Origin of the sequence: Streptomyces sp. NBC_00322, from assembly GCF_036147535.1 — a bacterium.
In the GTDB taxonomy this organism is placed as follows: Bacteria; Actinomycetota; Actinomycetes; order Streptomycetales; family Streptomycetaceae; genus Streptomyces.
Genome location: NZ_CP108019.1, coordinates 7,672,041 through 7,698,333, shown reverse-complemented (window position 1 = coordinate 7,698,333; position 26,293 = coordinate 7,672,041). Strand labels below are relative to the sequence as shown.

Annotated in this window: 29 protein-coding genes; 13 read left to right on the top strand and 16 right to left on the bottom strand. The window is 70.3% G+C overall.

Annotation, left to right across the window (positions count from 1 at the left end; genetic code table 11):
* Positions 1–3: 3 nt before the first annotated feature.
* On the bottom strand, positions 4–1,137 hold the full coding sequence (locus OG905_RS35250) for a PLP-dependent cysteine synthase family protein (protein ID WP_328680790.1): 1,134 nt from the start codon (positions 1,135–1,137) through the stop codon (positions 4–6).
* 199 nt (positions 1,138–1,336) lie between these two features.
* Here OG905_RS35250 and OG905_RS35245 point away from each other — a divergent pair, with 199 nt between their 5' ends.
* Together OG905_RS35245 and OG905_RS35240 are read left to right on the top strand one after the other, a co-directional pair.
* Entirely contained in the window at positions 1,337–1,660 is a 324-nt protein-coding gene (locus OG905_RS35245; RefSeq protein WP_328680788.1) for a hypothetical protein, read from the top strand.
* Between the two features lie 178 nt (positions 1,661–1,838).
* Positions 1,839–2,354, top strand: a complete 516-nt coding sequence (locus OG905_RS35240) for an ATP-binding protein (RefSeq protein WP_328680786.1) — start codon at positions 1,839–1,841, stop codon at positions 2,352–2,354.
* Between the two features lie 56 nt (positions 2,355–2,410).
* On the opposite strand, the gene OG905_RS35235 is transcribed toward OG905_RS35240, so the two are convergent.
* From OG905_RS35235 to OG905_RS35225, 3 genes are read right to left on the bottom strand one after another with little or no spacing between them, the layout of a single operon-like run.
* Positions 2,411–4,981 (bottom strand): ABC transporter permease, encoded by a 2,571-nt coding sequence (locus tag OG905_RS35235; protein WP_328680784.1) that lies wholly within the window; start codon positions 4,979–4,981, stop codon positions 2,411–2,413.
* Positions 4,978–5,739: an ABC transporter ATP-binding protein gene (locus OG905_RS35230; protein ID WP_328680782.1), complete on the bottom strand. Its 762-nt coding sequence runs from the start codon at positions 5,737–5,739 to the stop codon at positions 4,978–4,980. The genes OG905_RS35235 and OG905_RS35230 overlap by 4 nt, the downstream gene beginning before the upstream one ends.
* The gene (locus OG905_RS35225; RefSeq protein WP_328680780.1) at positions 5,736–6,023 is read right to left on the bottom strand and encodes an SHOCT domain-containing protein; all 288 of its coding nucleotides are present in this window, start codon (positions 6,021–6,023) and stop codon (positions 5,736–5,738) included. Before OG905_RS35225 ends, OG905_RS35230 begins: the two co-directional genes overlap by 4 nt.
* A gap of 174 nt (positions 6,024–6,197) precedes the next feature.
* On the opposite strand from OG905_RS35225, the gene OG905_RS35220 reads away from it, so the two are divergent.
* Together OG905_RS35220 and OG905_RS35215 are read left to right on the top strand one after the other, a co-directional pair.
* Complete coding sequence (locus OG905_RS35220) at positions 6,198–6,779, top strand: TetR/AcrR family transcriptional regulator (protein ID WP_328680778.1); 582 nt, start codon at positions 6,198–6,200, stop codon at positions 6,777–6,779.
* Positions 6,779–7,381 (top strand): DUF4865 family protein, encoded by a 603-nt coding sequence (locus OG905_RS35215; protein WP_328680775.1) that lies wholly within the window; start codon positions 6,779–6,781, stop codon positions 7,379–7,381. The genes OG905_RS35220 and OG905_RS35215 overlap by 1 nt, the downstream gene beginning before the upstream one ends.
* On the opposite strand, the gene OG905_RS35210 is transcribed toward OG905_RS35215, so the two are convergent.
* Positions 7,378–8,229, bottom strand: a complete 852-nt coding sequence (locus OG905_RS35210) for a YhjD/YihY/BrkB family envelope integrity protein (protein ID WP_328680773.1) — start codon at positions 8,227–8,229, stop codon at positions 7,378–7,380. The two genes, OG905_RS35215 and OG905_RS35210, sit on opposite strands and share 4 nt — an antisense overlap.
* 161 nt (positions 8,230–8,390) lie before the next feature.
* A complete protein-coding gene (locus tag OG905_RS35205; RefSeq protein WP_328680772.1) occupies positions 8,391–9,605 on the bottom strand; it encodes an ROK family protein in 1,215 nt (404 codons plus the stop codon).
* A 76-nt stretch (positions 9,606–9,681) separates the two neighbouring features.
* Here OG905_RS35205 and OG905_RS35200 point away from each other — a divergent pair, with 76 nt between their 5' ends.
* The 3 genes from OG905_RS35200 to OG905_RS35190 all read left to right on the top strand — a co-directional run bounded on the left by OG905_RS35200 (position 9,682) and on the right by OG905_RS35190 (position 12,088).
* A complete protein-coding gene (locus OG905_RS35200; protein WP_328680770.1) occupies positions 9,682–10,902 on the top strand; it encodes an MFS transporter in 1,221 nt (406 codons plus the stop codon).
* A 72-nt stretch (positions 10,903–10,974) separates the two neighbouring features.
* Entirely contained in the window at positions 10,975–11,322 is a 348-nt protein-coding gene (locus OG905_RS35195) for an SCO4225 family membrane protein (RefSeq protein WP_328680767.1), read from the top strand.
* Positions 11,323–11,344: 22 nt separating this feature from the next.
* Positions 11,345–12,088: a maleylpyruvate isomerase family mycothiol-dependent enzyme gene (locus OG905_RS35190; RefSeq protein ID WP_328680766.1), complete on the top strand. Its 744-nt coding sequence runs from the start codon at positions 11,345–11,347 to the stop codon at positions 12,086–12,088.
* A gap of 6 nt (positions 12,089–12,094) precedes the next feature.
* On the opposite strand, the gene OG905_RS35185 is transcribed toward OG905_RS35190, so the two are convergent.
* Positions 12,095–12,493, bottom strand: a complete 399-nt coding sequence (locus tag OG905_RS35185; protein WP_328680764.1) for a MarR family winged helix-turn-helix transcriptional regulator — start codon at positions 12,491–12,493, stop codon at positions 12,095–12,097.
* 87 nt (positions 12,494–12,580) lie between these two features.
* Between OG905_RS35185 and OG905_RS35180 the strand changes: the two genes are divergently transcribed.
* Together OG905_RS35180 and OG905_RS35175 are read left to right on the top strand one after the other, a co-directional pair.
* Positions 12,581–14,059: an MFS transporter gene (locus OG905_RS35180; protein WP_328680762.1), complete on the top strand. Its 1,479-nt coding sequence runs from the start codon at positions 12,581–12,583 to the stop codon at positions 14,057–14,059.
* Positions 14,060–14,134: 75 nt separating this feature from the next.
* Positions 14,135–14,419, top strand: coding sequence for a DUF6332 family protein (locus OG905_RS35175; protein ID WP_328680760.1), 285 nt, complete (start codon positions 14,135–14,137; stop codon positions 14,417–14,419).
* Here the strand turns inward: OG905_RS35175 and OG905_RS35170 are convergent.
* The 3 genes from OG905_RS35170 to OG905_RS35160 all read right to left on the bottom strand — a co-directional run bounded on the left by OG905_RS35170 (position 14,380) and on the right by OG905_RS35160 (position 17,065).
* The gene (locus tag OG905_RS35170) at positions 14,380–15,045 is read right to left on the bottom strand and encodes a response regulator transcription factor (protein WP_328680757.1); all 666 of its coding nucleotides are present in this window, start codon (positions 15,043–15,045) and stop codon (positions 14,380–14,382) included. The two genes, OG905_RS35175 and OG905_RS35170, sit on opposite strands and share 40 nt — an antisense overlap.
* Entirely contained in the window at positions 15,042–16,277 is a 1,236-nt protein-coding gene (locus OG905_RS35165; protein ID WP_328680755.1) for a sensor histidine kinase, read from the bottom strand. Before OG905_RS35165 ends, OG905_RS35170 begins: the two co-directional genes overlap by 4 nt.
* 86 nt (positions 16,278–16,363) lie before the next feature.
* Positions 16,364–17,065: a TetR/AcrR family transcriptional regulator gene (locus tag OG905_RS35160; protein ID WP_328680753.1), complete on the bottom strand. Its 702-nt coding sequence runs from the start codon at positions 17,063–17,065 to the stop codon at positions 16,364–16,366.
* A gap of 127 nt (positions 17,066–17,192) precedes the next feature.
* Here OG905_RS35160 and OG905_RS35155 point away from each other — a divergent pair, with 127 nt between their 5' ends.
* Positions 17,193–17,642, top strand: a complete 450-nt coding sequence (locus tag OG905_RS35155) for a nitroreductase family deazaflavin-dependent oxidoreductase (RefSeq protein WP_324989227.1) — start codon at positions 17,193–17,195, stop codon at positions 17,640–17,642.
* 144 nt (positions 17,643–17,786) lie between these two features.
* Here the strand turns inward: OG905_RS35155 and OG905_RS35150 are convergent, their stop codons facing one another.
* Complete coding sequence (locus OG905_RS35150) at positions 17,787–19,040, bottom strand: geranylgeranyl reductase family protein (protein ID WP_328680749.1); 1,254 nt, start codon at positions 19,038–19,040, stop codon at positions 17,787–17,789.
* 143 nt (positions 19,041–19,183) lie between these two features.
* Between OG905_RS35150 and OG905_RS35145 the strand changes: the two genes are divergently transcribed.
* Entirely contained in the window at positions 19,184–20,539 is a 1,356-nt protein-coding gene (locus OG905_RS35145) for a dipeptidase (protein WP_328680747.1), read from the top strand.
* Between the two features lie 37 nt (positions 20,540–20,576).
* On the opposite strand, the gene OG905_RS35140 is transcribed toward OG905_RS35145, so the two are convergent.
* Entirely contained in the window at positions 20,577–21,608 is a 1,032-nt protein-coding gene (locus OG905_RS35140; protein WP_328680745.1) for an NUDIX hydrolase, read from the bottom strand.
* Between the two features lie 243 nt (positions 21,609–21,851).
* On the opposite strand from OG905_RS35140, the gene OG905_RS35135 reads away from it, so the two are divergent.
* Positions 21,852–22,022: a hypothetical protein gene (locus tag OG905_RS35135; RefSeq protein ID WP_328680743.1), complete on the top strand. Its 171-nt coding sequence runs from the start codon at positions 21,852–21,854 to the stop codon at positions 22,020–22,022.
* A gap of 87 nt (positions 22,023–22,109) precedes the next feature.
* Here OG905_RS35135 and OG905_RS35130 read toward each other — a convergent pair whose 3' ends face one another.
* The 4 genes from OG905_RS35130 to OG905_RS35115 are packed head-to-tail and all read right to left on the bottom strand — an operon-like array spanning position 22,110 to position 25,268.
* On the bottom strand, positions 22,110–22,988 hold the full coding sequence (locus tag OG905_RS35130) for a biotin-dependent carboxyltransferase family protein (RefSeq protein ID WP_328680741.1): 879 nt from the start codon (positions 22,986–22,988) through the stop codon (positions 22,110–22,112).
* Positions 22,985–23,659, bottom strand: a complete 675-nt coding sequence (locus tag OG905_RS35125; RefSeq protein ID WP_328680738.1) for a 5-oxoprolinase subunit B family protein — start codon at positions 23,657–23,659, stop codon at positions 22,985–22,987. The genes OG905_RS35130 and OG905_RS35125 overlap by 4 nt, the downstream gene beginning before the upstream one ends.
* Positions 23,656–24,420, bottom strand: coding sequence for a LamB/YcsF family protein (locus tag OG905_RS35120; RefSeq protein ID WP_328680736.1), 765 nt, complete (start codon positions 24,418–24,420; stop codon positions 23,656–23,658). The genes OG905_RS35125 and OG905_RS35120 overlap by 4 nt, the downstream gene beginning before the upstream one ends.
* 53 nt (positions 24,421–24,473) lie before the next feature.
* A complete protein-coding gene (locus tag OG905_RS35115; RefSeq protein WP_328680734.1) occupies positions 24,474–25,268 on the bottom strand; it encodes a putative hydro-lyase in 795 nt (264 codons plus the stop codon).
* 318 nt (positions 25,269–25,586) lie between these two features.
* Here OG905_RS35115 and OG905_RS35110 point away from each other — a divergent pair, with 318 nt between their 5' ends.
* Positions 25,587–26,282 (top strand): GntR family transcriptional regulator, encoded by a 696-nt coding sequence (locus OG905_RS35110; RefSeq protein ID WP_328680732.1) that lies wholly within the window; start codon positions 25,587–25,589, stop codon positions 26,280–26,282.
* Positions 26,283–26,293 lie beyond the last annotated feature (11 nt).

Genomic DNA, 26,293 nt, shown 5'->3' with positions numbered 1-26,293 from the left:
AGATCAGCGGGGCCACTCCCCCGTGGCCAGGAACTGCTCGATCGTCGCCGTGTACGGGGCGATGTCCAGGCCCTGTTCGTCCAGCCAGGCATCGGAGTAGTACTTGTCGAGGTAGCGGTCACCCGGGTCACAGAGCAGCGTGACCACACTGCCTTTGCGGCCGTCGGCCACCATCTCGGCGATGATCTTCAGCGAGCTCCACAGTCCGGTGCCGGTGGAGCCTCCCGCCTTGCGGCCAATGGCTTTCTCCAGGGCCCGAACGGCGGCGACACTCGCCGCGTCCGGCACCTTCATCATCCGGTCGATGGCGCCGGGCACGAAGCTGGGCTCCATGCGCGGCCGCCCGATGCCCTCGATACGGGACCCGCAGTCGCTGCCGGCGCCCGGGTCGCCCTTGGTCCAGCCCTCGAAGAAACAGGAGTTCTCCGGGTCGGGGACGCAGACCCGGGTGTCGTGCTGCATGTAGTGCACATAGCGGGCGATGGTCGCCGAGGTTCCGCCGGTGCCCGCCGTCGCCACGATCCACGCCGGCTCGGGATACCGCTCCAACCGCAGCTGCTGGTAGATCGATTCGGCGATGTTGTTGTTGCCGCGCCAGTCGGTGGCCCGCTCCGCGTAGGTGAACTGGTCCATGTAGTGGCCGCCGGTGCGCTCCGCGAGGGACGCGGACTCCTCGTACAGCTTGCGCGAGTCGTCCACGAAGTGGCACTGCCCGCCGTGGAATTCGATCAGCCGGATCTTCTCCGGGCTGGTCGTGCGCGGCATCACGGCGATGAAGGGGACACCGATCAGCTTGGCGAAATAGGCTTCGGAGACCGCGGTCGAGCCGCTGGATGCCTCGATGACCGGTTTGCCCGGCCGGATCCAGCCATTGCACAGACCGTAGAGGAACAGCGACCGCGCGAGGCGGTGCTTGAGGCTGCCGGTCGGATGGGTGGACTCGTCCTTGAGGTAGAGGTCGATTCCCCACTCCTCCGGCAGCGGGAAACGCAGCAGATGCGTGTCAGCGGAGCGGTTCGAGTCGGCCTGGACCTTGCGGACCGCTTCCTTCAGCCATGCCCGGTAATGCGGATCGCTGCGGTCCACATCGACGGTCACCATCGCCCCGTCCGTCACTGACTTCCCACTCGTGCTCATGCGTGCCGTTCCTCGCCTTGTCGACTCCGGTCCCCACTCGCCACAGTAAGCCCCTCACCTGCACAAACGTTCACTTTGGGGATCCATAGGAGTCACTTGCAGGCCAGGAGCCGCCCCTGCCTTCCCGCACGTACTGGTGAACTCGCCCCGAGTTGTGCAGACTTGCAAGGAGGAAACGTGCGAAGGGGGCGGAGACTCGATGGCGATGGCAGAGCCCGAATTCAGCGCTACGGGCGTGCGGATCGAGCGGTGGCCGCGATCACTGACGAGGGCCGGGCAAGTGCTGATCAAGGACGGCAGGCTGGCGCTGCTCACCAGCTACGGCCGGGTGATCGAGAGCGCGCCGGTGCGCGCGGTCAGGGCCGGCAAGCCCTGGTTCGCCGATGACGCGAGCACGGTTGCGACGCTCAACGGCAAGAGGTACCGGCTCACGATGGGGCAGCGCGGCCGCAGGCCGGAGGGCCGGGCGCTGGCCGGGCGCTTCCTGGAGGCCGTGCGCGGCGCAGGCGGCATCAGGAGCTGAGAGTAACCGCCCGGGTGCTGTGAGTTGCGGGACCGCCTTCACTGGTTCACGCTTGTATCACGTCACTCAGGGTTTACCGGCGGTCACGCTGCGATCCAGCCCGCCGGACACATCAGCAGCCAGCCAACTGCTGGATCCGATCCTTCGTCTTCCGGACCTCATTCGGGGAGTCGCAGCCGTGATCAGCCAGCCAAGCAGGCACTGCACGGTGGAGCTCCAGGCCCTGCCGTCGCGGATCGGTCAGGTCCGCAGAATCATCTCGGCGCAACTGCGCTACTGGCATCTCGATCCTTTGATCGACCAGGCAGCGCTCGGCGTCACCGAACTGCTGACCAATGTCCACCGCCATGCCGAGCCCGACAAAGTGTGCACTGTCGAGATCGAGTTGCTGCTCGACCGGCTCACGGTCTCGGTCCATGACCACGATCCGCGCCTTCCGACCGTGCGCGACTCCGATGCGCTGGACACCTCCGGCCGCGGGCTCGCGCTGATCGCGGCGGTGAGCGAGAGCTGGGGCGTACGGCCCAAGGGCGACACGGGCAAGATCGTGTGGTTCACGCTCTCGGCGCCGTCACCCGCGGTGGCTCTGCCGACGTATCCGATGGTGTACGGAGCGACGCCTGACGGCCCGTTCGCCGAGACACAGGACGGTGCGCGCAAGCGCGCCACAGCGCGGTCGACCGTCGCCGGGTGAGCAGAAGGCGCCGGACGGGCTCGCAGCCCGTCCGGCGTTCGAGGACAGCACTCGGACTACTCCGTGGCGATGGCGCGCAGCACGTCCAGGCGTGCCGCCCGGCGCGCCGGGCGCCAGCCCGCGACCGCCCCGGCCACGAGGCCGACCAGCGCGACCACCAGGAGCCGGAGCGGCGGTACGGCGAACGCGAAGGCCGTGTCGCCCGCGCCCTCGGACGCCTTGACGAGCACCCAGCCGAGCAGTCCGCCCAGGGCCAGTCCGCCTGCCGTGCCGAAGGCTGCGACCAGCACCGATTCGTAGCGCACCATCGAGCGCAGCTGCCTCCTGGTCTGTCCGACCGCCCGCAACAGGCCCAGTTCCCTGGTGCGTTCGTGAATCGCGAGGGTGAGGGTGTTGGCGATGCCGAGCAGCGCGATCACCACGGCGAGCGCGAGCAGGGCGTAGACCAGGGTGAGCATCATGTCGATGGCTCCGGCCGCACTCTGCGCGTACTCGTCACGGGTCTGCACCTCGGGGTTGCCGTACGCGGCCGCTGTCTTCTCGACCGCCGCCGCGCCGTCCGCGGTGGACACGCCGTCCTTGAAGCTGACGGCGATCAGCGTGTCGGAGTCCTGGCCCCGGTGCGGGGCCCAGGCCTCGCGGGTGATGACATAGTCGCCCGCCAGCTCCGACTGCTCGAAGACGGCGCGGACGGTGAAGGTCTGCTTCTGGCCGTCGGTGAAGGCGAGTTCGGCGGTGGATCCGGGCTTCCAGCCCTTCTTCTCGGCCTCGGTGTCCGCGACGGCCATTCCGGTGGTGCCGAGGCCGTCGAGCGAGCCCTGCACGGTGCCGAGGTCGAAGGACCTGCCCAGCGCCACCGGGTCGGTGACAGTCAGCTGGCGTCCCGCGCCGTCGACTTCCGCGACGCCCTTGCCGAGGCCGACCGCGGTCTCCACCTCGGGCTGTGCGGCGATGGCCGGGGCGAGCTTCGGGCTGAGCCCGCTGCCGCCCGCACCGAAGGCGGGCACGCTGACGGCCACGTCACCGGCAAAAGACCGGGAGACCGTCTGGTCCATGGTCGCCTTCAGAGAGGCGCCGAAGACCGTGAACAGGGAGACGACGGCGACACCGATCATCAGCGCGGTCGCGGTGGCCGCGGTCCGCTTGGGGCTGCGCAGGGCGTTGCGCTTGGCCAGGCTGCCGGACACGCCGCGCAGCCGGTCGAGCGGCCCGCCGAGGATCCGTACCGCATACGAGGACGCGACCGGTCCGAGCACCACGAAGGCGGCAAGGGCCAGCACAGCGCCCGCAGCCGCGAGCCAGATGGACGGGGAGGCCACGACGCCGACCAGGATGATGCCGATACCGGCCAGGGCGACGCCCGTTCCGATGTACGCGCGCTTCCGGGAGGCGCCCGACTGGTCCACGGCCGTCTCGCGCAGCGCGGCTAGCGGAGCGGTCCGCCCGGCGCGCAGAGCGGGCATCAGCGCGGAGCCGAGGCCGACGATCACGCCGACGGTGAGCGGCAGCAGCAGCGAGAGACCGCTGATGACCAGGGCGCCCTCCGGGAAGGGGAAGCCGATGACGGGGAACAGCGCCCGCAGTCCTGCGGCGATCCCGATGCCGCCGAGCAGTCCCACGGCGGACGCGGTCAGCGCGACGACGGCCGCCTCGACGAGCGTCGAGCCGACGACCTGGCGCCTCGACGCGCCGAGCGCGCGCAGCAGCGCGTTCTCGCGGGTGCGCTGGGCGATGACGATCGCGAAGGTGTTGTAGATGGAGAAGGTCGCGACCAGCAGCACGATGCCGGAGAACACCAGCAGCAGGGTGGTGAACAGATTCAGGAACTGACCCGAGATCATGTCCTGGTTCTCTTCCGTCACCTCCTGGCCGGTGACCGCCTCGACTCCCTGGGGGAGTACGGGCGTCAGCGCGTCCACGAGCTCCTGCTGACTCGTGCCGGGCCCGGCCCGGACCTGGATGGACGTGGCCTGACCGGGCTTGGGGGTGAGGTACTTCTCGGCGTCGGCGAGGGTCATTCCGGTGAAGGTGACCTGGGCCATGCCGTCCTCGCCGCCGAAGGTCGCCAGTCCGACGATCGTGACCTGCACCGGGTCGGGGGTGCGCAGCACGGTACGGTCGCCGATCTCCAGCCCGCCCTTGTCTGCGGTCCCGCGGTTGACCACGACCTCGCCGCTCCTGGCGGGGACCCGTCCCTCTGCGAGCTGGTACGGGTTGAGCTCCGGGTCTGTGATCCAGTTGCCGGCGAGCGTCGGCGGGCCCTGTCCGCCGATGGGCTTGCCGCCCGATCCGACGAGCTGGCCCGCGCCCTGGATGTTGGGCACGGCGGCGGCGACACCCGGCGTCTTCTCGATCCTCGACACGAGGTCGGTCCCTACGGGCTGCCGAGTCCCCTGTCCCTCGCCGGAGACGGTGACGACGTTGGAGCTGCGGACGACGGCGTCGGTGCCGCCGTTGGCGCTGGCGAACATGGTGTCGAAGCTGCCGCGGAGCGTGTCGCCCATGATGAGCGTGCCCGCGAGAAAGGCCACGCCGAGCAGTACGGCGGTGAAGGTGCCGGCGAAGCGCCGTTTGTGGGCGCGCAGGGAGTTGAGGCTGATGCGCAGCGAGGCGCGGCTGCCGCTCATGTCTTCGCCCCCTTGGCGTCGAAGGCCTTGAGACGGTCCAGGACGCGCTCGGCGGTCGGGGCCTCCATCCGGTCGACGAGCCGTCCGTCGGCGAGGAAGACGACCTCGTCGGCGTGGGCCGCGGCGACCGGGTCATGGGTGACCATGACGACCGTGCGGTCCGTCTGGCGCACTGCCCGGCCCAGCAGCCGCAGCACCTCTTCGCCCGAGCGGGAGTCGAGATTGCCGGTGGGCTCGTCGGCGAAGACCACGTCGGGCCGGCCGGCGAAGGCGCGGGCCACGGCGACTCGCTGCTGCTGTCCGCCGGAGAGTTCGCTCGGCCGGTGGTGCAGCCGGTCGCGCAGTCCGACGGTGTCGATGAGGGCGTCGAGCCACTCGCCGTCGGCCCGCTCCCCCGCCAGATCCATGGGGAGCGTGATGTTCTCGGCGACGGTGAGTGTGGGGATGAGATTGAAGGCCTGGAAGACGAAGCCGATGCGCTCGCGCCGCAGCAGGGTGAGCCTGCGGTCGTCGAGCGCGCTCAGATCCGTGTCGCCGATGAGGGCGGAGCCCGAGGTGAGGGTGTCGAGCCCGGCGGCGCAGTGCATCAGCGTCGACTTGCCGGAGCCCGAGGGCCCCATGATGGCGGTGAAGCGGCCGACAGGGAAGTCGACGCTCACCCCGTCCAGGGCCCTCACTTCGGTGTCGCCCTTGCCGTAGACCTTTACAGCGTCGACGACGCGGGCGGCGATCCGGGTCAGGGTGGCGGTGGTGGTCATACAGCACCCTCCTTTCCCGCCGTGCGGCCGAACTGCTCGTCCAGGACGGACAGTCGGCGCCAGTACTCGTCCTCGTCGATCTCACCGGCGGCGAAACGGCGCCCGATGATCGCGATCGGCGAGTTCTCGCCGTACGTCACGCGTGGGCCCTGCCACGGGCCGCGGCGGCCGCGCCACATGCCTGTGCGTCGCAGGACGGTGACGACGGAGACGACGACGGCCGCCCAGATCAGCGGGAAGAACAGAATCCACGGGCCGGGCCCGTCGTACGCCAGGGTGTTCATCTCGGTTCAGCTCCTCGGTGGCGATGGTGGGACATGGTTCGTTGTCGCTTTCGAGGCTCCCGCCGGGAGGGGGTCGAAGTCGTCGTACGGCCAGCGGCAGTGCGCATACCACCCTGGGAGTACGCAGGGCTTTCACAGCTGCTCCCAAGCCTCCTGGATTCTGTACCTACTAGTATGTACAGTCGCCATATGAGCACCCCTGAACGGCTGATCGAGGCCACCCGTGAGCTGCTGTGGGACCGCGGCTATGTGGGCACCAGCCCCAAAGCGATCCAGCAGCAGGCGGGCGCCGGCCAGGGCAGCATGTACCACCACTTCGCGGGCAAGTCCGATCTGGCGCTGGCGGCGATCCGGCGCACGGCCGAAGAGCTGCGCGCGAGTGCCGAGGCGGCGCTGGGCGTCGAGGGGACGGCGTACGAGCGGATCAGCTCGTACCTGCTGCGCGAGCGGGACGTGCTGCGCGGCTGCCCCGTCGGACGGCTGACGATGGACCCGGACGTCATCGCCGGCGACGAGCTGCGCGCCCCGGTCGAGGAGACGCTCGGCTGGCTGCGCGGACGGCTCGCCGCAATCGTCCAGGAGGGCCGGGAGCGGGGCGAGTTGAGCACCGCGCTGGTGCCCGCCGAGATCGCGGCGACGATCGTCGCGACCGTGCAGGGCGGCTATGTGCTGGCCCGGGCCTCGGGCTCGACGGCCGCCTTCGACGCGGGCATGCGGGGCCTGCTGGCCTTGCTGCGGACCAACGGGAGCAATTGATGCATGCCATGCAGTACGAGATCACGCTGCCCGCCGACTACGACATGGGGATCATCCGTGAGCGGGTCGCGGCGAGGGGGCATCTTCTGGACGACTTCCCGGGGCTGGGGCTCAAGGCGTACCTGATGCGCGAGCGCACCGACGGCTCCCCGGTGAACCAGTACGCGCCGTTCTATCTGTGGGCCGCGCCCGAAGGCATGAACGGCTTCCTGTGGGGGCCGGGATTCCAGGGCATCGTCAACGACTTCGGACGCCCCGTCGTCCAGCACTGGACGGGACTGGCCTACCAGGAGGGGCCCGCGTCCGGTGCCGCGGCGCAGACCGCGACACGCTGTCGGGTACGCCTGCCGGAGTACGACCCGCCCGCCGCGGCCGTGGAGCGGGCGCTGGAAGAGCATCGGCGTCTCGCGAGCGCTGACGGCGCGGTCGCGGTCGCCGTCGGCATCGATCCCCGGCGCTGGGAGCTGGTGTACTTCGCGCTCTGGGCCGAAGACGCACCCAAGGAGGTCGGTGATCCCTTCCAGGTGCTGCATCTGTCGGCCCCCCAGCGTGCTGAGCTGCCTCGCGGACGGCACTGGCGAGCTTCGTCCGAACGGTCCTAGACGGGACCTGCGAACTCGCGCTCCAGCCGCCGCCGTACGCGCTCCTCGTGGAAGAGGCGTCCCACAAGCGCTCCGCCGTAGACGACGAATCCGACGCCCACGAGCCAGGACTGAATGACGAGCACGGTCCCGAACGAGCCGTAGGTGACGGCGTTCGACGCGATCAGCGGCGAGAAGACGAGCTGTGAGAAGACCCGCAGCCCCAGCATGCCCACGGCCGTGGCCACCGCCCCGGGGAGCAGGGCGCGCCAGCGGACCCGCCCGCCGAGCAGCACCCGCTGGGAGAGCCAGAAGAACAGGATGGTGCCGATCAGGTCACTCACAGCCCCGAATATCGTGACCGGGACCGATTCGGCCGACAGGGGTGTGTTGACGAAGGCCAGGAGGGCGGAGATCAGCAGGGCGAGCCAGACGACATGCCGCCACATGGTGTGCCAGCGGGCGGTCGGCAGGTCCCAGACCTTCTCGTAACCCGTCTGTACGGCAGAGCCGAAGGTCAGACCGAACACGGTGAGCGCGGCGAGACCGAACGCGGTCGTGCGCTGCAGCGTCGCGCCCGGCAGGCCGAACAGCCGCTGCACCTCGTCCTGGGAGGCTTCGGAGACCCCCAGCGCCTGGCCCAGCCAGCGGGCGAAGCCCTGTCCGCTCGCCGGATCGGCCGCCGCGACGACGACAAGCAGCGGAACGAGCGTCAGAAAGCCCAGTGCGGCGAAGCCCATGGCACGGTGCATCAGCTCCATCTCGCGGCCGCGGTTCCAGGCCAGCCCGACGGGTGACGCAGCAATCCTGCGGCCCAGGTCGTGGAGCCGGTGCGCGTGGGAACGCTCGCCGGAGGGCTTGTGGGTCATAGATCGTCGACTACCCGGAAGTGCATCGCCACGCTTCCATCGTGCCCCCGGACGAGTGTTCCCGCCCGTGCCGCCGACGGGCTGCCGATCCGGCTGGGGGCCAGGTCGTGCCCCGGGACGTCCGCCGCACCGTGCACGCATCGGTCAGGCCCCCTCGGCGATCAGCCGAGCGCGGCCAGCGGGTCGTCGAGCACCGGCTGCCAGGCCAACTCGGCCGCTCCGACGAGGCTGTTGTGATCCAGCGTGCAGGCCAGGATCGGCACCCCGCCGCTGCGCCCCCACAGACTGCGGTCGGCGACCACGGCGCGCAGCCGCTCGGGGTCGGCCTCGAGCAGATCGCGGTGCAGCCCGCCGAGGATGATGCGGTCGGGGTTGAGGATGTTGACCAGACCGGCGAGCCCGAGGCCGAGGCGGTCGATGAGTTCCTCGGCCGCGTTGCGTACCGCCGGGTCGTCGTACTCCGTGCGCAGCAGCTCCCGGCACTGCTGGAGCAGTGAGACCTCGGGCCCGGGGTCGCGTCCCGCGGCGATGAGGAAGGCGAGCGGGTCGGCCTCGACGTCGAGGCAGCCGCGGCTGCCACAGTGGCAGGGGCGCCCCTCCGGGTTGACGGTGAGGTGGCCGACTTCGAGAGCGAGGCCCGAACTGCCGGTGTGCAGACGGCCGTCGAGCACCAGGGCCCCGCCGACGCCTCGGTGGCCGGTGGCGACGCAGAGCAGATGCTGGGCGCCGCGGCCCGCGCCGTGGCGGTGTTCGGCGAGCGCCGCGAGGTTGACATCGTTGCCGGTGAACGCGGGTCCCTGGATGCCCGCCGCGCGGACCCGCTCGGCGAAGATGTCGCGGACGGGGGCCCCGGCGGGCCAGGCAAGGTGCAGGGGGTTGAGCGCGGTGCCTTCCGGTTCGGCGACCGCGGAGGGCACGGCGAGTCCCGCGCCCACGCATCTGCGGCCGCTCTCGCGGAGCAGCGCCGCGCCCGCGTCGACGACCTCGCCGAGCACTTGGGCGGGGTCCTCGGAGACGGTGACGCAGCCGGGCGCGGTGGCGACGGTGCGGCCGCCGAGTCCGACGAGCGCGGCGCGGAATCCGTCGGCGTGGACCTGGGCGGCGAGGACGACCGGGCCCGCGTCGTTGACGGCGAGCCGGTGCGAGGGGCGGCCCTGGGAGCCGGCGGCGGCGCCGGGCCGGGAGTCGACCCGGATCAGCCCGAGCGCTTCGAGTTCCGCGGCGACGGCGCCGGCGGTGGCGCGGGTGACGCCGAGCTCGGCGGTGAGGACGGCGCGGGTGGGGGCGCGGCCCGTATGAACCAGTTCCAGCGCGGGGCCGAGGGCGCCGCGGCCCCTCTCCAGCCTCGTTTTGATGGTTGTCGCCTTGCCGTTCATGGATGCGAGTCTCCCATGATCCGGAGGCTGTGCAGCCGCCTTGTCCGGATCGGCCGCCAGCCTCTATCCTGACTTTGTGCCGCTACTAAACAAACCAAGGACGGCCGTTCCCGGGGGGCCCGGCGCAAACATCGCCTCACCCTCCCTGGCCCGCCTCCGTACCGCGCTGACCGTGTTCTTCGCCCTCGACGGCTTCCTCTTCGCCGGCTGGGTGGTCCGCATCCCCGCGATCAAGGAACAGACCGGGTCGTCGGCGAGCGATCTGGGGCTCGCCCTGCTCGGCGTCTCGGCGGGTGCGGTGGTGACGATGACGCTGACCGGTCGGCTCTGCCGCCGATACGGCAGCCATCCGGTGACCGTCGTCAGCGGCGCCCTGATGTCGCTGAGCATCGCCCTCCCGCCGCTGACGCATTCGGCGCTCGCGCTCGGCCTGGTGCTGCTGGCCTTCGGGGCCGCGTACGGCGGGGTCAATGTCGCGATGAACAGCGCGGCGGTCGATCTGGTCGCGGCCATGCGGCGGCCGGTGATGCCCAGCTTCCACGCTGCATTCAGCCTCGGCGGCATGATCGGCGCGGGTCTCGGCGGATTCGTCGCGGGCGGTCTGTCCCCCACAGCACATCTCATCACTCTCACGACGATCGGCCTGCTGGTCACCGCCGCCGCGGGACCCGTGCTCCTGCGCCACCCGGCGCCGGTCAGCGAGCACGCGGCGAAGGACCCGGCGCCGCGCAGGCTCAAGGGGCGTACGCGCCGGATCGTCGTCGTCTTCGGCGTGATCGCGCTCTGCACGGCGTACGGAGAAGGCGCGATGGCCGACTGGGGCGCTCTCCACCTCGAACAGGACCTGCACGCCCACGCGGGCATCGCCGCCGCCGGATACTCGCTCTTCGCGCTCGCCATGACCGCCGGCCGTCTCTCTGGCACGGCCCTGCTGGAGCGGCTCGGCCAGACCCGCACGCTGGTCGCGGGCGGCACCACGGCGGCTGCCGGCATGCTGCTCGGCGCGCTCGCCCCCACCGCGTGGCTCGCCCTGCTGGGCTTCGCGGTGACCGGCCTGGGGCTCGCGAACATCTTCCCGGTGGCGGTGGCCAGGGCGGGCGCACTCGCGGGACCCGGCGGCGTCGCGGCCGCGTCGACGCTGGGCTACGGCGGGATGCTGCTCGGCCCGCCCGCGATCGGCTTCCTCGCCGACTGGTTCTCGCTGCCCGTGGCGCTGACGACCGTGGCCGCTCTCGCCGGTGGCGCGGCCCTGATCGGGTACTCGGCACGGAAGGCGTCCGTACCCCAGAGCGGCTGAGTACGCCTACTCAGGCCGATCCGCCGTCCCGGGCGGACCATGGGAGCAACGTCGCCCCTGCGGGAGAACACCATGAACTCGGAACGGCTCGGCACACTCAAGCGGCTCACCTTCGGCAACCGCGCCTCCCAGGTGTATCTGGCGCTCGTCGCCGTGGCGACGCTCTACGTCACGATCGACACGGTCTTCGTCCACCACGACGACGCCTCGTTCGCCGGTATATGGCTGTTCCTGCTGGCCTCCCCGGTGATGTTCGCCTTCCTGATGCTCGGCGAACTCTTCGGGGACGCGGTTTCCGGGTCCGCGCCGTACCTCTACACCGCGCTGGTGGTGTCCGTGCTGATCCAGTCGCTCGCGCTCGGACTGTTCGTACGACTGCTCCGCGGCCGCCCGCACTCCCCGCACCCCCAGGGAGCGTGAGCGCGGTGGCACAATCTGGAGCATGGAGACCGCCCGGCTGATCAAGTTCCTTGTCCACGAGGGCCAGTTGCTGGCGACGGCTGCCGTCGAGGCGGGCCCCGACGCGACGGTGCCGACCTGCCCCGACTGGCAGGTGCGGGACCTGCTGCGGCACATCGGGATGGTCCACCGCTGGGCGACCGCCTTCATCACCGAGGGCCATACCGCATACCACCCTGCCGAGGAACGGTCCGACCTCGACGGCGACGAGCTGGTGGAGTGGTTCCGGGAGGGACACGGGCTGCTGGTGGCGGCGCTGAGCGAGGCGCCCGCGGACCTGCAGTGCTGGACCTTCCTGCCCGCGCCGTCGCCCCTCGCCTTCTGGGCCCGGCGGCAGGCGCACGAGACGGCGATCCACCGCACGGACGCCGAGATGGCGCTGGGCGGCACACCAGGCCATGTGGCCGCCGAGTTCGCCGCCGACGGCATCGCCGAGCTGCTGACCGGCTTTCACGGCCGCTCCCGCAGCCGAGTGCGCTCCGAGGCCCCTCGCTCACTTCGCGTACGGCCGGTCGACACGGATGATGTGTGGACCGTATGGGTGTCCACCGACGCGCCCCGAACGGAGCCCAGCGAAGAGGGGCCCGTGGACTGCGAGTTGAGTGGTACCGCGGAGCAGCTCTATCTGACGCTGTGGAACCGGCTGCCGCTGTCCGCCGTGTCCGTCACGGGCGAGGCGGACCTCGCGCAGCTGTGGCGCGATATGTCCGCGATCACCTGGTCGTAGACCGGATCAGACTGTCGGGTTCGCAAGCATCCGGGAGAGCACCGCGCGCTGCAGCGGCTGCACCTCGGCGTGCCGGGCCCGGCCCGCCTCCGTGAGCGCGACCCGCACACCGCGCCGGTCCTCGCTGCACATCCCGCGGGTGACGAGGCCGTCCTTCTCCAGCCGCGCGACCAGCCGTGACAGGGCGCTCTGGCTCAGATGGACCCGGGACGCGAGCTCTTGCACCCGGAACGTGCAGTCGCCGTCCCCGGTCTTTTCGGCGAGCACATCGAGGACCTCGAAGTCACTGGCGCCCAGCCCGTGCCGGTGCAGCTCGCGGTCGAGCTCGCAGATCGTACGGGCATGCAGCGCGAGGACCTCCCGCCACTCGTCCACGAGCGCTCGCTCGGACTTCTTCGCCGCCATGACGGCACGGTAGCAGAAAAAGCGGACTTTGTTGCATCGGAATTAAATGCATTTGCATTCAATGCGTGTGCATGTACTGTCCTGCCCATGACCTCTCCGCTCACCGTCCCCGTAGCGCAGGAGCGCTGGAGCCCGCGACTCTGGGGCACCCTGCTCGTGCTCTGCGCGGCGATGTTCCTCGACGCCCTCGACGTATCGATGGTCGGCGTCGCCCTGCCCTCGATCGGGACCGATCTCGATCTCTCCACCTCGACCCTGCAGTGGATCGTCAGCGGCTACATCCTCGGATACGGCGGCCTGCTGCTCCTCGGCGGCCGCGCCGCCGACCTCCTCGGCCGGCGCCGGGTGTTCCTGATCGCACTCGCCGTCTTCGCACTCGCCTCGCTCCTCGGCGGGCTCGTCGACTCCGGGCCGCTGCTCATCGCCAGCCGCTTCATCAAGGGCCTGAGCGCCGCGTTCACCGCGCCCGCCGGACTCTCCATCATCACGACGACCTTCAAGGAAGGCCCCCAGCGCAACCGCGCGCTGGCCATCTACACCACCTGCGCGGCCACCGGCTTCTCCATGGGCCTGGTGCTGTCCGGGCTGCTCACCGAGGTGAGCTGGCGCCTGACGATGCTGCTGCCCGCGCCCATCGCCCTGATCGCGCTGCTGGCCGGCATCAGGCTGATCCCGAAGAGCAGCCGCGAGGACTCCGGAAAGGGATACGACCTGCCGGGCGCCGTCACCGGCACGGCCTCGATGCTGCTGCTCGTCTTCACCGTCGTCCAGGCCCCCGAAGCGGGCTGGGCATCGGCACGCACCCTGCTGTCCTTCCTGGCCGTTGCCGTGCTGCTCACCACCTTCGTCACCATCGAACGGCGCAGCTCGCACCCGCTGATCCGGCTGGGCGTGCTGCGCTCGGGCAGCCAGATCCGGGCCAATCTCGGGGCGGCCTTCTTCTTCGGCTCGTACGTCGGTTTCCAGTTCCTCGTCACGCAGTACATGCAGTCCCTGCTGGGCTGGTCGGCGCTCCAGACGGCACTCGCCTTCCTTCCGGCGGGCGCCCTGGTGGCGCTCTCCTCGACGAAGATCGGCTCGGTCGTGGACCGGTTCGGCACGCCGCGTGTGATCGCCGCCGGCTTCAGCCTCCTGGTCGTCGCGTACGCGCTCTTCCTCCAGATCGATCTCACACCGACCTACGCAGCCGTGATCCTGCCCTCGATGCTGTTGCTCGGCGCGGCCTGCGCCCTGGTCTTCCCCTCGCTCAACATCCAGGCCACCAGCGGCGTGGAGGACCACGAGCAGGGCATGGTCTCCGGCCTGCTGAACACCTCGATCCAGGTCGGCGGGGCGATCTTCCTCGCCGTCGTCACCGCGGTGATCACGGCGGGCGGTGGCACAGGCCGCTCCGCGCAGGCGGTGCTCGACAGCTTCCGGCCGGGCCTGGTGGTGGTGACCGCGATCGCGGCGGCCGGGCTGCTGATCACGCTGACCGGTCTTCGTACGCGCCGCAGCGGACCGACCGTCCTGGTGGCGAAGTCCGTACCGGAGACGGAGCCGGAGCGGGTGGCGGTCGGCGACTGACCGGCACCGTGCTCAAGGGGGCGGCGGCCGACGGGAGTTCTTGCCCGTCGGCCGCCGCCCTGTGACACTCCGTAGATGGGGCGACGGACACAGGCGAAGCGGGACGCGATCACGGTCGAGATCGGCTTCGCTGTCGTCACCGGGTGCCTGGTGGGCGGACTGACGTTCCTGGCGATCGCCGGACCGATGATGGTGATCCCGATGTCGTCCGACACCGAGCGCCGACTGGTTCTCGGGGGCACCGTGGCCGGCCTGGCCGTCTTCGTCGTGCGCGTCGTGCACGTCCTGTGGGGCTTTCGCGGCGGGCGGGGCAATCCCCGTCAGCCGAGCCAGCCAGGGCGCACCAACCCCGACTCGTAGGCCAGCACGACCAGTTGCGCCCGGTCGCGGGCGCCGAGCTTGACCATCGTGCGGCTCACATGCGTCTTGGCGGTGAGCGGGCTGACCACGAGCCTGCGGGCGATCTCCTCGTTCGACAAGCCGATGCCGACGAGGGCCATCACCTCACGCTCCCGCTCTGTGAGTTCGCCGAGACCCTCGGCATCCGTGGGTGCCTTGGAGCGGGCCGCGAACTCCGCGATCAGACGGCGCGTCACGCCCGGGGAGAGCAGAGCGTCGCCCTGCACCACCGCCCGTACCGCACGCAGCAGTTCCTCGGGCTCCGTGTCCTTCACCAGGAAGCCCGAGGCTCCGGAGCGGATCGCATCGAAGACGTACTCGTCGAGCTCGAAGGTGGTCAGCATCACCACCTTCACCTCCCCCAGCTGCTCGTCCTCGGTGATGTGGCGAGTGGCGGCGAGGCCGTCGAGCTCCGGCATCCGGATGTCCATCAGCACGACGTCGGGGCGCAGTTCGCGCACCAGCCGCACCGCCTCCTCGCCGTCGGCCGCCTCGCCCGCCACCTCGATGTCCTGCTGGGCATCGAGCAGCGCGCGGAAGCCTGCCCGCACGAGCAGCTGGTCGTCGGCGAGCAGTACGCGGATCACATCGTCTCCTTCGGCTGCACGGGGAGGTCGGCCCGCACCCGGAAGCCACCGTCCGGCCGTGGTCCCGCCTCGATCGTGCCACCCAGTGCGGCGGCCCGCTCCCGCATTCCGGCGAGGCCGTTGCCGCTGCCGCCCGCGTCCGAACGGGTAGCCGGGCCGTCGTCGTCGATCCGCAGACCGAGCCGGCCCGGCGCGTACGCGATCCGCACGCGCGCGGCGCGTGATCCCGAGTGGCGTACGACGTTGGTCAGGGCCTCCTGGACGATGCGGAAGGCGGCGAGATCGGTGCCGGGCGGGAGCGCGGTGCGCTCTCCCTCCGTCTCGATCTCCACGCTCAGTCCGGCGCCGGCGGCCTGTTCGACGAGTTCGGGGAGCCGGTCGAGTCCGGGCGCGGGCGCTCGCGGGGCGTCGCCCGGCGTACGGAGTGTGTCGAGGACCTGGCGCACCTCGCCCAGTGCCTCCTTGCTCGCCGCCTTGATGGTGGTGAGCGCGGTGCGGGCCTGCTCCGGGTTGGTGTCGAGCAGCGCGAGGCCCACGCCCGCCTGCACGTTGATGACCGAGATGGAGTGGGCGAGGACGTCGTGGAGTTCACGGGCGATCCGCAGCCGCTCCTCGTCGGCGCGGCGCTTCTCTGCGGCGGCGCGCTCGGCGCCCTCACGGGCCCACACCTCACGCCGTACGCGTACGAGCTCCGAGGCCGCGAGGATCGCCACCACCCAGGCGAGGGGAACCAGTTCCTGCCCCCAGGGCGCCGCGTCGTCATTGCCCGGTGGCAGATACTCGTAGAGCCAGTGCGCGATCAGCAGATGTCCTGCCCAGAGCCCACCGACGGCCCACCAGGCGGCGCGCCGGTGCCCGGAGATGACGGCGGCGAAAGCGCCGACGGCGACGGTGAGGAAGACGGGGCCGTAGGGATAGCCGGCGCCGACGTAGACGAGCGCTGTCGCGCAGACGCCGAAGACGGAAGCGACGGGCCGGCGGTTGCGCAGCAGCAGAAAGGCCGGACCGGCCAGCAGCAGCACGAGCGCGAAGGCGTCGATCGATTCTCGGTACGGCTGGCCGCGCGCGGCGAACGTCGACCCCACCATCACGAACACGGCCAGCGCGATCGTCGAGGGCCAGGGCACCCTGCCGGTGCTGCGCCGGGCGTCCCAGCGACGCAACGGCGGCGGTGGTCCGCCGCCCCGCGCCCAGGGGGGACCACCGCAGAAGCGGGTGCGCTGCTCATCCATACGGCCACGCTAGACCGGGCCGGGCGGCCCGGGCGTCAGCCCGGCGTGGCGATCACGCGTACTCCCTGCGCAGTACGTGACCTGCCTCAGGTCCGCACACTCCGCAGACCGACCTCGTGCGCGATGCGGGCCGCGGCATGGACGAAGAAGGCGTCCCGGTCCTCGACGACACGGTTGAACTGACCGAAGAGCTCGAAGGAGATCAGCCCGAACAGCTGCGGCCAGGCGCTCACCAGGGCCACCACGACGGCCGGCGGCAGATCGAGCACGAGGGCGGCGGCGAGGCGGTGGGCCTCGGGACGCAGCTCCTCGGCGAGCGGGGGCAGCGCGATGCCGTTCGCGCGGTGGGCGTCACGGGCGATCGAGATCATCGCGAGTCCGACGCGGGAGGCGGGTCCGACGGTGTCCATCGGGGCGGAGTAGCCGGGGACCGGGGAGCCGTAGATCAGCGCGTACTCATGGGGGTGGGCGAGCGCCCAGGCGCGTACGGCCGAGCAGAGCGCGACCCAGCGGGCCGGGTGATCCTGGGGGTCGGGGGCGGCGGCCAAAGCGGTCTCGGCCGCTGCGCCGACGGCGTCGTAGGCGTCGACGATGAGGGCGGTCAGCAGGTCGTCGCGGCTGGGGAAGTAGCGGTAGAGGGCGGAGGAGACCATGCCCAGTTCGCGGGCGACGGCGCGCAGGGAGAGCTTGGCGGCGCCCTCGGCGGCAAGCTGTCTGCGGGCCTCGTCCTTGATCGCTGCGGTGACTTCGACTCGGGCTCGTTCCCTGGCACCTCGGATGGTGGTCATGGTGCGCAGTCTTTCACGTTTCGGAGCAGTGCCCAACAATGAGAGCACTGCTCTTGCTTTGGATCACCAATCCGGTGCACACTGCTCTTAAGCGAGAGCACTGCTCTCTCAATCACAGGAGTCCACGATGTCGCAGGCCCACTACATCAAGCCCGGCCGCTTCGACAACATGCTCAACGGCACTGTCGCCTGGCTCGCCCGCCACGGCATCAGCCTCATGGGCACCGCCGAGCTCTCCGTACGCGGCCGCACCAGCGGCGAATGGCGGCGCATCCCGGTCAACCCGCTCCCCTACGAGGGCGGCCCGTATCTGATCTCCGCCCGCGGCCACTCCCAGTGGGTCCGCAATCTGCGGGCGGCCGGCGGCGGACAGCTCCAAGTCGGCCGCAAGACCCAGCAGTTCACGGCGGTCGAGCTGCCCGACGAGGAGAAGCCCGCGCTGCTGCGCACCTACCTGGAGCGCTGGGGCTGGGAGGTCGGACGCTTCTTCGGTGACGTCAACGCCAAGTCCACGGACGAGGAACTCCTCGCCGCGGCGCACAAGCACCCTGTCTTCCGGATCACTGTGACGAAGTGACCGACGAGACGCCCGACGCGCAAGCCGCGGCGACCGACAAGGCGCCCGACGCGCAAGCCGCCGTGACCGACAAGGCGCCCGACGCGCAAGCCCGCCGTGACCGACAAAGCCCTCGGCCGGAGCGAGTCCGGGCCGCCCGGCCGCTCAGGCCGACGGTTCGTTCGGCTCCGCGCGGCGGTCGAGCGCTTCCAGTGCCCGCCGCGCCACCGCGTGCGTACGCACCAGACCCGCCAGCGTCGTCGATCCGCGCGTGATGTCCGCGAACGCCCGCCACGCGGGCCGCAGACCAGTGATCGCCGCGTGGAGAAGCCCCGGACGGCGCTCGAAGATCGCGAGCATCCGCCGCCCGACGCCCATCTCCACGCCAAGACCGGCCTTGATCGCGAACGCGTAGTTCAGCGCCTGCCGCCTCGCGTCCACAGCGTCATGGGCCTCCGAGATCCGTACCGCCCACTCCCCCGCGAGCCGTCCCGACCGCAGCGCGAACGAGATCCCTTCCCGGGTCCACGGCTCAAGGAGCCCGGCCGCGTCCCCGCACACCAGCACCCGCCCGCGCGACAGCGGCGAGTCGTCGCTGCGGCACCGGGTCAGATGTCCGGAGGAGATGGCGGGCTCGAACCCGGCGAGCCCCAGCCGTGCGATGAAGTCCTCCAGATAGCGCTTGGTCGCCGCGCCCTCGCCCCGGGCCGAGATCACACCGACCGTCAGGGTCTGCCCCTTGGGGAACACCCAGCCGTAACTGCCCGGCATCGGCCCCCAGTCGATGAGCACGCGCCCCGCCCAGTCCTCGGCCACCGTCGCCGGTACCGGGATCTCGGCCTCCAGGCCCAGGTCGACCTGGTCGAGCTTCACCCCGACATGTGCGCCTATCCGGCTGGCGCTGCCGTCGGCGCCGACGACCGCGCGGGCCAGCACGGTTTCGCCGTCGGCCAGCACCACGGCCACCGTGCGCCGGTCCGGCACGGCGGGTCCGTGCTGCTCGACCCTGGAGACGGTCGTGCCCGTACGCAGCACGGCTCCCGCCTTCTGCGCCTGCTCGACCAGACCGGCGTCGAACTCCGACCGGTTGATGAGCCCGAAGAGCATCCGCTTGGAGCGGCGCGTACGCGTCAACTTGCCGTTCAGCGAGAAGGTGACGGCGTGCACCCGGTCCCGCAGCGGCAGCTCGAAGCCCGGCGGCAGACTGTCGCGCGAGGGGCCGATGATCCCTCCGCCGCAGGTTTTGTAGCGGGGCAGTTCGGACTTCTCCAGCAGGAGCACCTGACGGCCGGCCACCGCCGCGGCGTAGGCGGCCAAGGCCCCGGCGGGCCCGGCCCCGACCACGACGACGTCCCACACCGGCTGGTCGTGCCCCGGCTCGTCGTGCTCACCCACGGCGTCTGCGTTCTCGCTGCTCACGATGTGCTTCTGCTCCCGATCCGAGGCGTGATCAATGCTCTCGACGGCATCCTACGGCGCGGTCACTTCCTGCCCGTGGGAGGATCAACCACACATTCGCCGTACACATATCTCACAACGTCGCACCCACAAGGAGCGTGCCCATGACCGCCAATCCGATCGCCGAGACCATTGCGTCCCTGATGCCCCGCGCCAAGTCGGAGCTGACGGAACTGGTGGCTTTCCAGTCGGTGGCGGACGAGGCCGTGGCGCCGAGGAGCGAGTGCGAGGCCGCCGCGAACTGGGTCGCCGACGCGCTGCGCACCGAGGGTTTCCAGGACGTCGCACTGCTCGACACCCCTGATGGCTCGCAGTCGGTGTACGGGCTGCTGCCCGGCCCGGAGGGTGCGCGGACCGTGCTGCTCTACGCGCACTACGACGTCCAGCCGAAGCTGGACGAGGCCGCCTGGGTGAGCCCGCCCTTCGAGCTGACCGAGCGCGACGGCCGCTGGTACGGGCGCGGTGCCGCCGACTGCAAGGGCGGTTTCATCATGCATCTGCTCGCGCTGCGCGCTCTCAAGGCGAACGGCGGCGTCCCCGTCAACGTGAAGGTGATCGTCGAGGGCTCGGAGGAGCAGGGCACGGGCGGCCTCGAGCAGTACGCCGAGGCGCACCCCGAGCTGCTGACGGCCGACGCCATCGTGATCGGCGACACCGGGAACTTCCGGGTGGGCCTGCCGACGGTGACGGCGACGCTGCGCGGGATGACGATGATCCGCGTCCAGATCGACACCCTTGAAGGCAATCTGCACTCGGGCCAGTTCGGCGGCGCCGCGCCCGACGCGCTGGCCGCGCTCATCCGCGTACTGGACTCGCTGCGTGCCGCGGACGGTTCGACGGTGATCGACGGGCTCCCCGCGCAGGCCCAGTGGGACGGACTGCAGTACCCGGAGGACGAGTTCCGCAAGGACGCCAAGGTCCTCGCCGGTGTCGGTCTGACCGGCAACGGCACGGTCGCCGACCGTATCTGGGCGCGCCCCGCCGTCACGGTGATCGGCATCGACTGCCACCCCGTGGCGGGCGCGACCCCCTCCATTCCGGCCGGCGCCCGGGCCCAGATCAGCCTGCGCGTGCCGCCCGGCCAGGACGCGGCCGAGGCGACCAAGCTGCTGTTCGCCCACATCGAGAAGCACACTCCGTGGAACGCCCGGGTCTCGCTGGAGCAGGTGGGCCAGGGCCAGGCCTTCCAGGCGGACGTCACGAGCCCCGCGTACACCTCGATGGCCGACGCGATGCGTGTCGCCTACCCGGGCGAGGAGATGCAGGCCTCCGGCATGGGCGGCTCGATCCCGCTGTGCAACACGCTCGCCGCGCTCTACCCCGAGGCGGAGATCCTGCTCATCGGTCTGAGCGAGCCGGAGGCGCAGATCCACGCGGTGAACGAGTCGGTCTCGCCCGAGGAACTGGAGCGGCTGTCCGTGGCGGAGGCGCTGTTCCTGCAGAACTACGCCGCGAGCTGACCGTCGGGCCCGCCCCCGGCCGACCGGGGGCGGGCCGTCAGACCGGGACGCCCGCCTCCAGGTAGAGCGCGGAGCCCCGCTCCCGTGCCCTCAATGCCCAGCGCAGCCGCTCGTAGCGCGTCGGCGGCAGCAGCTCGGCAGCCTCTTCCTCGGCGACGAACCGCCAGCCGCGCAGCTCCGATCCGGGCAGCAGCACACGCCCTGCCTCGCCGCTGTCCAGCCGGCCGCCGTCGTAGAGCAGCCGCAGTCCGCCGAAGCCCGGTGGCCGCGGCGCCTCCCAGTCGACCACCAACAGCCGGGGCACCTCGGCGAGTTCGATGCCCAGTTCCTCGGTCACCTCGCGCATCCCGGCGCGCGCGGGTGGCTCGCCGCGCTCCACCACTCCGCCCGGGAACTCCCAGCCGGGCTTGTAGGTGGGGTCGACGAGCAGCACCCGGTCCTCCTCGTCGAAGAGCAGTACTCCGGCGGCCAGTGTTTCGGCGGTCGGCTCGGGGGTCTGCACGATCTCGCAGACCGCGGCTTCCCCGCTGCGTACCGCCGTGGCTATGCGGCGCGCCGTCTGAAGGGGGTCGAGCCGGCTGGTGTCGATGACGTGCGCGTCGCCCCCGATCCAGTCGAGGGCGGCGAGGTACGGCTCGATGTGGTCGTACGCCCATTGCCTCACGCGCTGGTCGGCATCCGGTATGTCCGGCTCCTCGCGGGTGGCGATCCGTTCGCGCAGGATCGTTTCATCCGGTCGAAGCAGCACATGCCGCACCGGAATCCGGCGGGAGGCGAGACCGCCGAAGATCTCGTCGCGGTGCTCCTGGCGCAGCAGAGTCATCGGCACGACCAGCACCCCGCCGAGCTCGCTGAGCAGCGCCGCCGCCGTGTCCACCACGAGGCGCCGCCAGATCGGCAGATCCTGGTAGTCGCTCACCTCGGCCAGGCGCTTCTGCGGCAGCAGACGGCGCAGCTGGCAGCCGATGAGTTCGGGGTCGTACAGCGTGCTGTTCGGGATCAGATCGATCAGTTCGCGCGCGGTACTGGTCTTGCCCGCTCCGAACGCACCGTTGATCCAGACAATCACGGTTCCCCCTCTTCCGTAGCCCACAGTGGATTGCCCGCAACACCCTGCCACGGAAACCCGCGCCGGGAACCCGCCGGTTGATCGTGGACGGCGTCGCGGATCCAACTGTGGCCGTGCTGTTGCCGGTTCACCACCACCGTGCGGGAACCTGGTGCGTCTCACCCTACGAACAGACGGCTTCGCCGGACCGTGACACGGGGGTGTGGAGCGTCGTTGGAGCGGGAGAGACAAGGGGGGTGCGGGATGCGCCGTACGGTGTTGGAGAGGTTTCCCGCCGGGGGCCCGCGCGGGAGCTGGCCGGCCGAGGAGTTCGCACGCGCCCGCCGGGACGAGGGCCTGGCGGCGGAGGTCGTGATGGACCTGGAATCGGATGCGTTTCTGGTGATCGTGCAGCAGCAGGCCGCGGACGCCTGAGGCCTATGCCGGGGTCGGAACCCTTGCGGGTGTTGGTCGCGACCGCGGCCCCAACTGGTCCTCCGACCGCGAGTTCCGCGGTGTCCGTCAGGACTGTTTCCGACGACGGACCGGCGCGAATCTGACGCCCAGGCCGGGGCCGGCCTGGGCAGCGGCCGACAACCGGTTCTCGGGTACAACGCCGATCACGGGATAGCCGCCGGTGGTGGGGCTGTCGGCGAGGAAGACCACGGGCTTCCCGTCGGGCGGTACCTGGATCGCTCCCAAAACCATGCCTTCGCTGGGCATTTCACGGTGCACGGCACGCTCGAGAGTGGGCCCGTCCATCCGCAGCGCGATGCGGTTGCTCTGGGGAGAGACCGAGAAGCGGGCTGATGCGAGGGTCTTCACGGCGGTAGTGGTGAACCAGTCGTCCCGTGGGCCGAGCAGTACGGGCAGGACCAGCTCCTGAGGAGGCGCTTGCCACACCACTGTGTCGGCGTGGAGAGGCCGGCCGAGTTTCTCGCCCAGGGGCAGGATGTCCCCGTCCCTGAGAGGAGCCGGGCCGAGACCGGAGAGCAGGTCGGTGGAGCGGCTGCCGAGGACAGGGGGGACCGTGACACCTCCGCTGATGGCGACATAGCTGCGCACGCCGACAGCGGGTACGCCTACGTCGAGCAGGGCGCCGGCAGGAAGGTGTATGGCCTCGGCCCAGGCCGCCGGCCGTCCGTTGACCCGCACCGGTGCGGGCGCGCCGGTCACGGCGACGATCACGGCCTGGGAAATGCGCACGGCCACTCCGGTCAGTGTGGTCTCCAGCGTTGCGGCCCCGGCGTGGTTGCCCACCAGCCGGTTCGCCAGTCGGTGTGCCGGCTGGTCCAGTGCCCCGGAGCGCGGTACGCCGAGGTAGGCGTGACCGAACCGGCCCAGGTCCTGGAGGGTGGTGAGCGCACCGGCCCGTACGACTTCCAGCTTGCCGCCGCTCATGCGATGCGCCCTTCGGCCTTCGTGGGTTGTGCGGGTGTGTCAGTGCTCCCGGAAACGGGTTCTTGAGGGACGAACCGCACCCGGGTGCCGGGAGTCAGCAACGCCTCGGGTTCGCGCTCCATGTCCCACAGGCGCACATGCGTCGTACCGATCAGTTGCCAGCCGCCGGGGGAGGAACGCGGATAGATACCGGTGTAGGGACCTGCAAGTGCGACGGAGCCGACGGGCACGGAGGTGCGAGGTGCGGCCTGGCGCGGCACGGCGTACTTTTCGCCGAGTCCGATCATGTACGCGAACCCGGGGGAGAACCCGCAGAAGGCGACACGGTGTTCGATACTGCTGTGGATCCGTGCCACCTCATCCTCGGTGACACCCCACAGCTCAGCCACCGCACGGAGATCGGCTCCCCTGTAGTGCACCGGAATCTCCAACAGGGGCCCGCTGTCGGCTGCCAGAGTGGGCACGGACCACCGGCGCAGCTCCGCCTGCAAGGCGTCTGCGTCGTGGACCCCGTAGAGAAGAACGGTTTTCTCACCGGGCACGATCTCACGCACCGGCGGCAGTGTCCCGGCGATACGGCGACTCAGGAGCTCGGCATGCCAGGCCTGGGCCTCTTCCGGTGTGTCCAGATCGACAAGGAGGGAATCGAATCCGACCGGCCTCAGCTTCATGCGAACGCCTCCACCGTCACTCCGGCCGCCTCCAGTGCCGTGCGCACGTGCTTGGCCAACTCGACCGCCCCGGGGGTGTCCCCATGGAGGCACAGAGAGCGCGCGCGCACGGACAGGGAGTTGCCGTCCAGCGTCGTGACGCGGCCGTCGAGCGCCATCGCAACGGCCCTGGCAGCGACCTGCTGGGGCTCAGTAATCACCGCACCCGGCGTGGATCGCGGGACGAGCGCCCCGTCTGCCGTGTAGGCACGGTCGACGAACGCCTCGTCGACCACGAGGAGGCCGGCCCTCTTGGCTTCCTTGTGCATGGCCGAGTCAGGCAGGCACAGCACCTGAAGTACCGGATCGGCGAGTCGGACGCCTGCTGCCACGGCGGACGCCTGTGCCTGGTCGAACACCACACGGTTGTACAGCGCTCCATGAGGCTTGACATAGGTCACCTTTGTTCCGGCGGCCCGGGCGAACACCTGAAGGGAACCGATCTGGTACGTGATCTCGTCGGCGAGTTCGTCAGCAGGCACGTCCATGGCCCGGCGGCCGAAGCCAGCCAGGTCCCGGTAGGAGACTTGGGCGCCGATCCTCACACCGCGCTCGGCCGCCATGTCGCAGACGCGGCGCATGGTGCTGGGGTCGCCTGCGTGGAAGCCGCAGGCGACGTTGGCGCTGGTGACGACCGACAGCATGGCCTCGTCGTCGGTGAGGACCCACCGTCCGTAGCCTTCTGCGAGGTCTGCGTTGAGGTCGATCACGATGTCTGTCATCGCTGGGTTGTCTCCTTGGAACAGTCCGCTTGGCACGAGATACCACTGCGCCTTCATCCGAGGCGGTAATCCGTGTCTCGGGCGTCGGTGATCAGCATGTATCCGGGGGCGTGAGTGATTGCGAACGACGGTCGTGAGGCCACCAGCACGGCCTGCGGTGTGACGCCGCAGGCCCAGAACACCGGTACGTCGCCCGGCTCCGCCTGTACCGGGTCGCCGAAGTCGGGGTACGCAAGGTCCTCGATGCCCAGGGCTGCCGGGTCGCCGACGTGCACCGGGCTTCCGTGCACGGCGGGCATCAGTGTGCTGACGCGGATCGCGGTGTCGACGAGGCCGGCCGGGATCTGCCGCATGGACACCACCATGGGGCCCCTCAGCCGGCCTGCCGGGCGGCAGTCGCGGTTCGTTTTGTACATCGCGACATTGCGTCCCTGGTCGACGTGGCGCATAGGTACGCCTGCGCCTGCCAGCGCGGTCTCGAAGGTGAAGCTGCATCCGACGAGGAAGGTGACCATGTCGCTGCGCCAGACAGCGGTGGCGTCGGAGGGTTCGTCGATCAGACGGCCGTTCTCCCAGACCCGGTAGCGAGGGACGTCGGTGCGCAGGTCGGCGCCGGGAGCCAGTGTCGTCGACCAGGATCCCGGCTCCGTGACGTCGAGCACGGGACACGGCTTGGGGTTGCGCTGGCAGAACAGGAGCAGGTCATAAGCCCAGTGGGCCGGAACTGCGATGAGGTTGACCTGGGTGTATGCCGCACACCATCCTGCGGTTGGCGCGCTTGTACCATCGCGGAACATCGCCCGCGCCTCACCGGGGGTCAGTGCCCCGGGAGCCGGAACTGTCGTCATCACTCGTCCTGTCGTCACAGGCAGCCAGGGCTGCCTCTGGAGTCACCGCGTTCTGCGCAGCAGGGGCGTGCCGCCTTGGCGCTCGCATAGTGTTCTGGCGTCCGCGTCCCCCGACCTGCGGTTCTGCCGATCCGTGCGGGCACAACCGCTCCACGGCGGATTGCGGCCGCTCACCGTTCACCCCATAGTAGAGGATCGTTGAACAATCCGACAGGGCCTCTGTTGTTTCGTTCACGAGTTTCCGGTTCACTGGATACACAGCAACGCGTTGGGAAGACCGTCGGACGCACCGTCGGCCGTGGGGAAGGGCAAAAAACCATGACAGCCGAGGTGGACCCGTCCGTGCTCGTCGGTGACCGTGCGCTTCTGGGGCGCTCCAGCACCGCCGACCGCGTCGCCGACATCTTGCGCGCCCGCATCGCCGAGGGCTACCTCCCGCCGGGGAGCAAGCTCTCCGAAGACACCATCGGTAACGCTCTGGGAGTCTCACGCAACACTCTGCGAGAGGCTTTTCGTCTGCTCACGCACGAGAGGCTGCTGGTCCACGAGCTCAACCGTGGCGTGTTCGTACGCGTCCTCACCGTGAAGGACGTAACCGACATCTACCGGGTCCGCAGACTCATCGAGTGTGCGGCGGTGCGTAATCTCGGGGCACCGCCCTACGACCTGGCTCAGGCTGAAGCTGCGGTTGCCGAAGGCGAGAAGGCGGCCGAGGAAGGCGCCTGGCGTGAACTGGGCACCGCGAACATCCACTTCCACCATGCCGTTGTGGCCCTCACCCACAGCAAGCGCCTGGACGAGCTCATGCGCGGTGTGCTGGCTGAACTGCGCTTGGTCTTCCATGCCATGGACAATCCGCGCAGCTTCCACGAGCCGTACCTGGGACGCAACCGGGAGATCCTCTCCGCCCTCAAGGCGGCAGACAGGGTCAGAGCCGAGCTGCTGCTGGCCGACTATCTTGACGGCGCGGAGAAGCAGCTGCTCGAGAAGTACTCCGAGTTCATGGCTCCGTGAGGCCGGCCGCA

What these genes read in the sequence shown, in the direction of transcription:
- OG905_RS35250 (WP_328680790.1), bottom strand. Translation starts at nt 1,137, where the DNA reads ATGAGCACGAGTGGGAAGTCAGTGACGGACGGGGCGATGGTGACCGTC.
- OG905_RS35160 (WP_328680753.1), bottom strand. Translation starts at nt 17,065, where the DNA reads ATGACCACCATCCGAGGTGCCAGGGAACGAGCCCGAGTCGAAGTCACC.
- OG905_RS35205 (WP_328680772.1), bottom strand. Translation starts at nt 9,605, where the DNA reads ATGAACGGCAAGGCGACAACCATCAAAACGAGGCTGGAGAGGGGCCGC.
- OG905_RS35225 (WP_328680780.1), bottom strand. Translation starts at nt 6,023, where the DNA reads ATGAACACCCTGGCGTACGACGGGCCCGGCCCGTGGATTCTGTTCTTC.
- OG905_RS35155 (WP_324989227.1), top strand. Translation starts at nt 17,193, where the DNA reads ATGTCGCAGGCCCACTACATCAAGCCCGGCCGCTTCGACAACATGCTC.
- OG905_RS35185 (WP_328680764.1), bottom strand. Translation starts at nt 12,493, where the DNA reads ATGGCGGCGAAGAAGTCCGAGCGAGCGCTCGTGGACGAGTGGCGGGAG.
- OG905_RS35125 (WP_328680738.1), bottom strand. Translation starts at nt 23,659, where the DNA reads ATGAAGCTGAGGCCGGTCGGATTCGATTCCCTCCTTGTCGATCTGGAC.
- OG905_RS35130 (WP_328680741.1), bottom strand. Translation starts at nt 22,988, where the DNA reads ATGAGCGGCGGCAAGCTGGAAGTCGTACGGGCCGGTGCGCTCACCACC.
- OG905_RS35195 (WP_328680767.1), top strand. Translation starts at nt 10,975, where the DNA reads ATGAACTCGGAACGGCTCGGCACACTCAAGCGGCTCACCTTCGGCAAC.
- OG905_RS35215 (WP_328680775.1), top strand. Translation starts at nt 6,779, where the DNA reads ATGCATGCCATGCAGTACGAGATCACGCTGCCCGCCGACTACGACATG.
- OG905_RS35120 (WP_328680736.1), bottom strand. Translation starts at nt 24,420, where the DNA reads ATGACAGACATCGTGATCGACCTCAACGCAGACCTCGCAGAAGGCTAC.
- OG905_RS35190 (WP_328680766.1), top strand. Translation starts at nt 11,345, where the DNA reads ATGGAGACCGCCCGGCTGATCAAGTTCCTTGTCCACGAGGGCCAGTTG.
- OG905_RS35245 (WP_328680788.1), top strand. Translation starts at nt 1,337, where the DNA reads ATGGCGATGGCAGAGCCCGAATTCAGCGCTACGGGCGTGCGGATCGAG.
- OG905_RS35220 (WP_328680778.1), top strand. Translation starts at nt 6,198, where the DNA reads ATGTACAGTCGCCATATGAGCACCCCTGAACGGCTGATCGAGGCCACC.
- OG905_RS35180 (WP_328680762.1), top strand. Translation starts at nt 12,581, where the DNA reads ATGACCTCTCCGCTCACCGTCCCCGTAGCGCAGGAGCGCTGGAGCCCG.
- OG905_RS35135 (WP_328680743.1), top strand. Translation starts at nt 21,852, where the DNA reads ATGCGCCGTACGGTGTTGGAGAGGTTTCCCGCCGGGGGCCCGCGCGGG.
- OG905_RS35115 (WP_328680734.1), bottom strand. Translation starts at nt 25,268, where the DNA reads ATGACGACAGTTCCGGCTCCCGGGGCACTGACCCCCGGTGAGGCGCGG.
- OG905_RS35110 (WP_328680732.1), top strand. Translation starts at nt 25,587, where the DNA reads ATGACAGCCGAGGTGGACCCGTCCGTGCTCGTCGGTGACCGTGCGCTT.
- OG905_RS35165 (WP_328680755.1), bottom strand. Translation starts at nt 16,277, where the DNA reads ATGGATGAGCAGCGCACCCGCTTCTGCGGTGGTCCCCCCTGGGCGCGG.
- OG905_RS35235 (WP_328680784.1), bottom strand. Translation starts at nt 4,981, where the DNA reads ATGAGCGGCAGCCGCGCCTCGCTGCGCATCAGCCTCAACTCCCTGCGC.
- OG905_RS35175 (WP_328680760.1), top strand. Translation starts at nt 14,135, where the DNA reads ATGGGGCGACGGACACAGGCGAAGCGGGACGCGATCACGGTCGAGATC.
- OG905_RS35230 (WP_328680782.1), bottom strand. Translation starts at nt 5,739, where the DNA reads ATGACCACCACCGCCACCCTGACCCGGATCGCCGCCCGCGTCGTCGAC.
- OG905_RS35145 (WP_328680747.1), top strand. Translation starts at nt 19,184, where the DNA reads ATGACCGCCAATCCGATCGCCGAGACCATTGCGTCCCTGATGCCCCGC.
- OG905_RS35210 (WP_328680773.1), bottom strand. Translation starts at nt 8,229, where the DNA reads ATGACCCACAAGCCCTCCGGCGAGCGTTCCCACGCGCACCGGCTCCAC.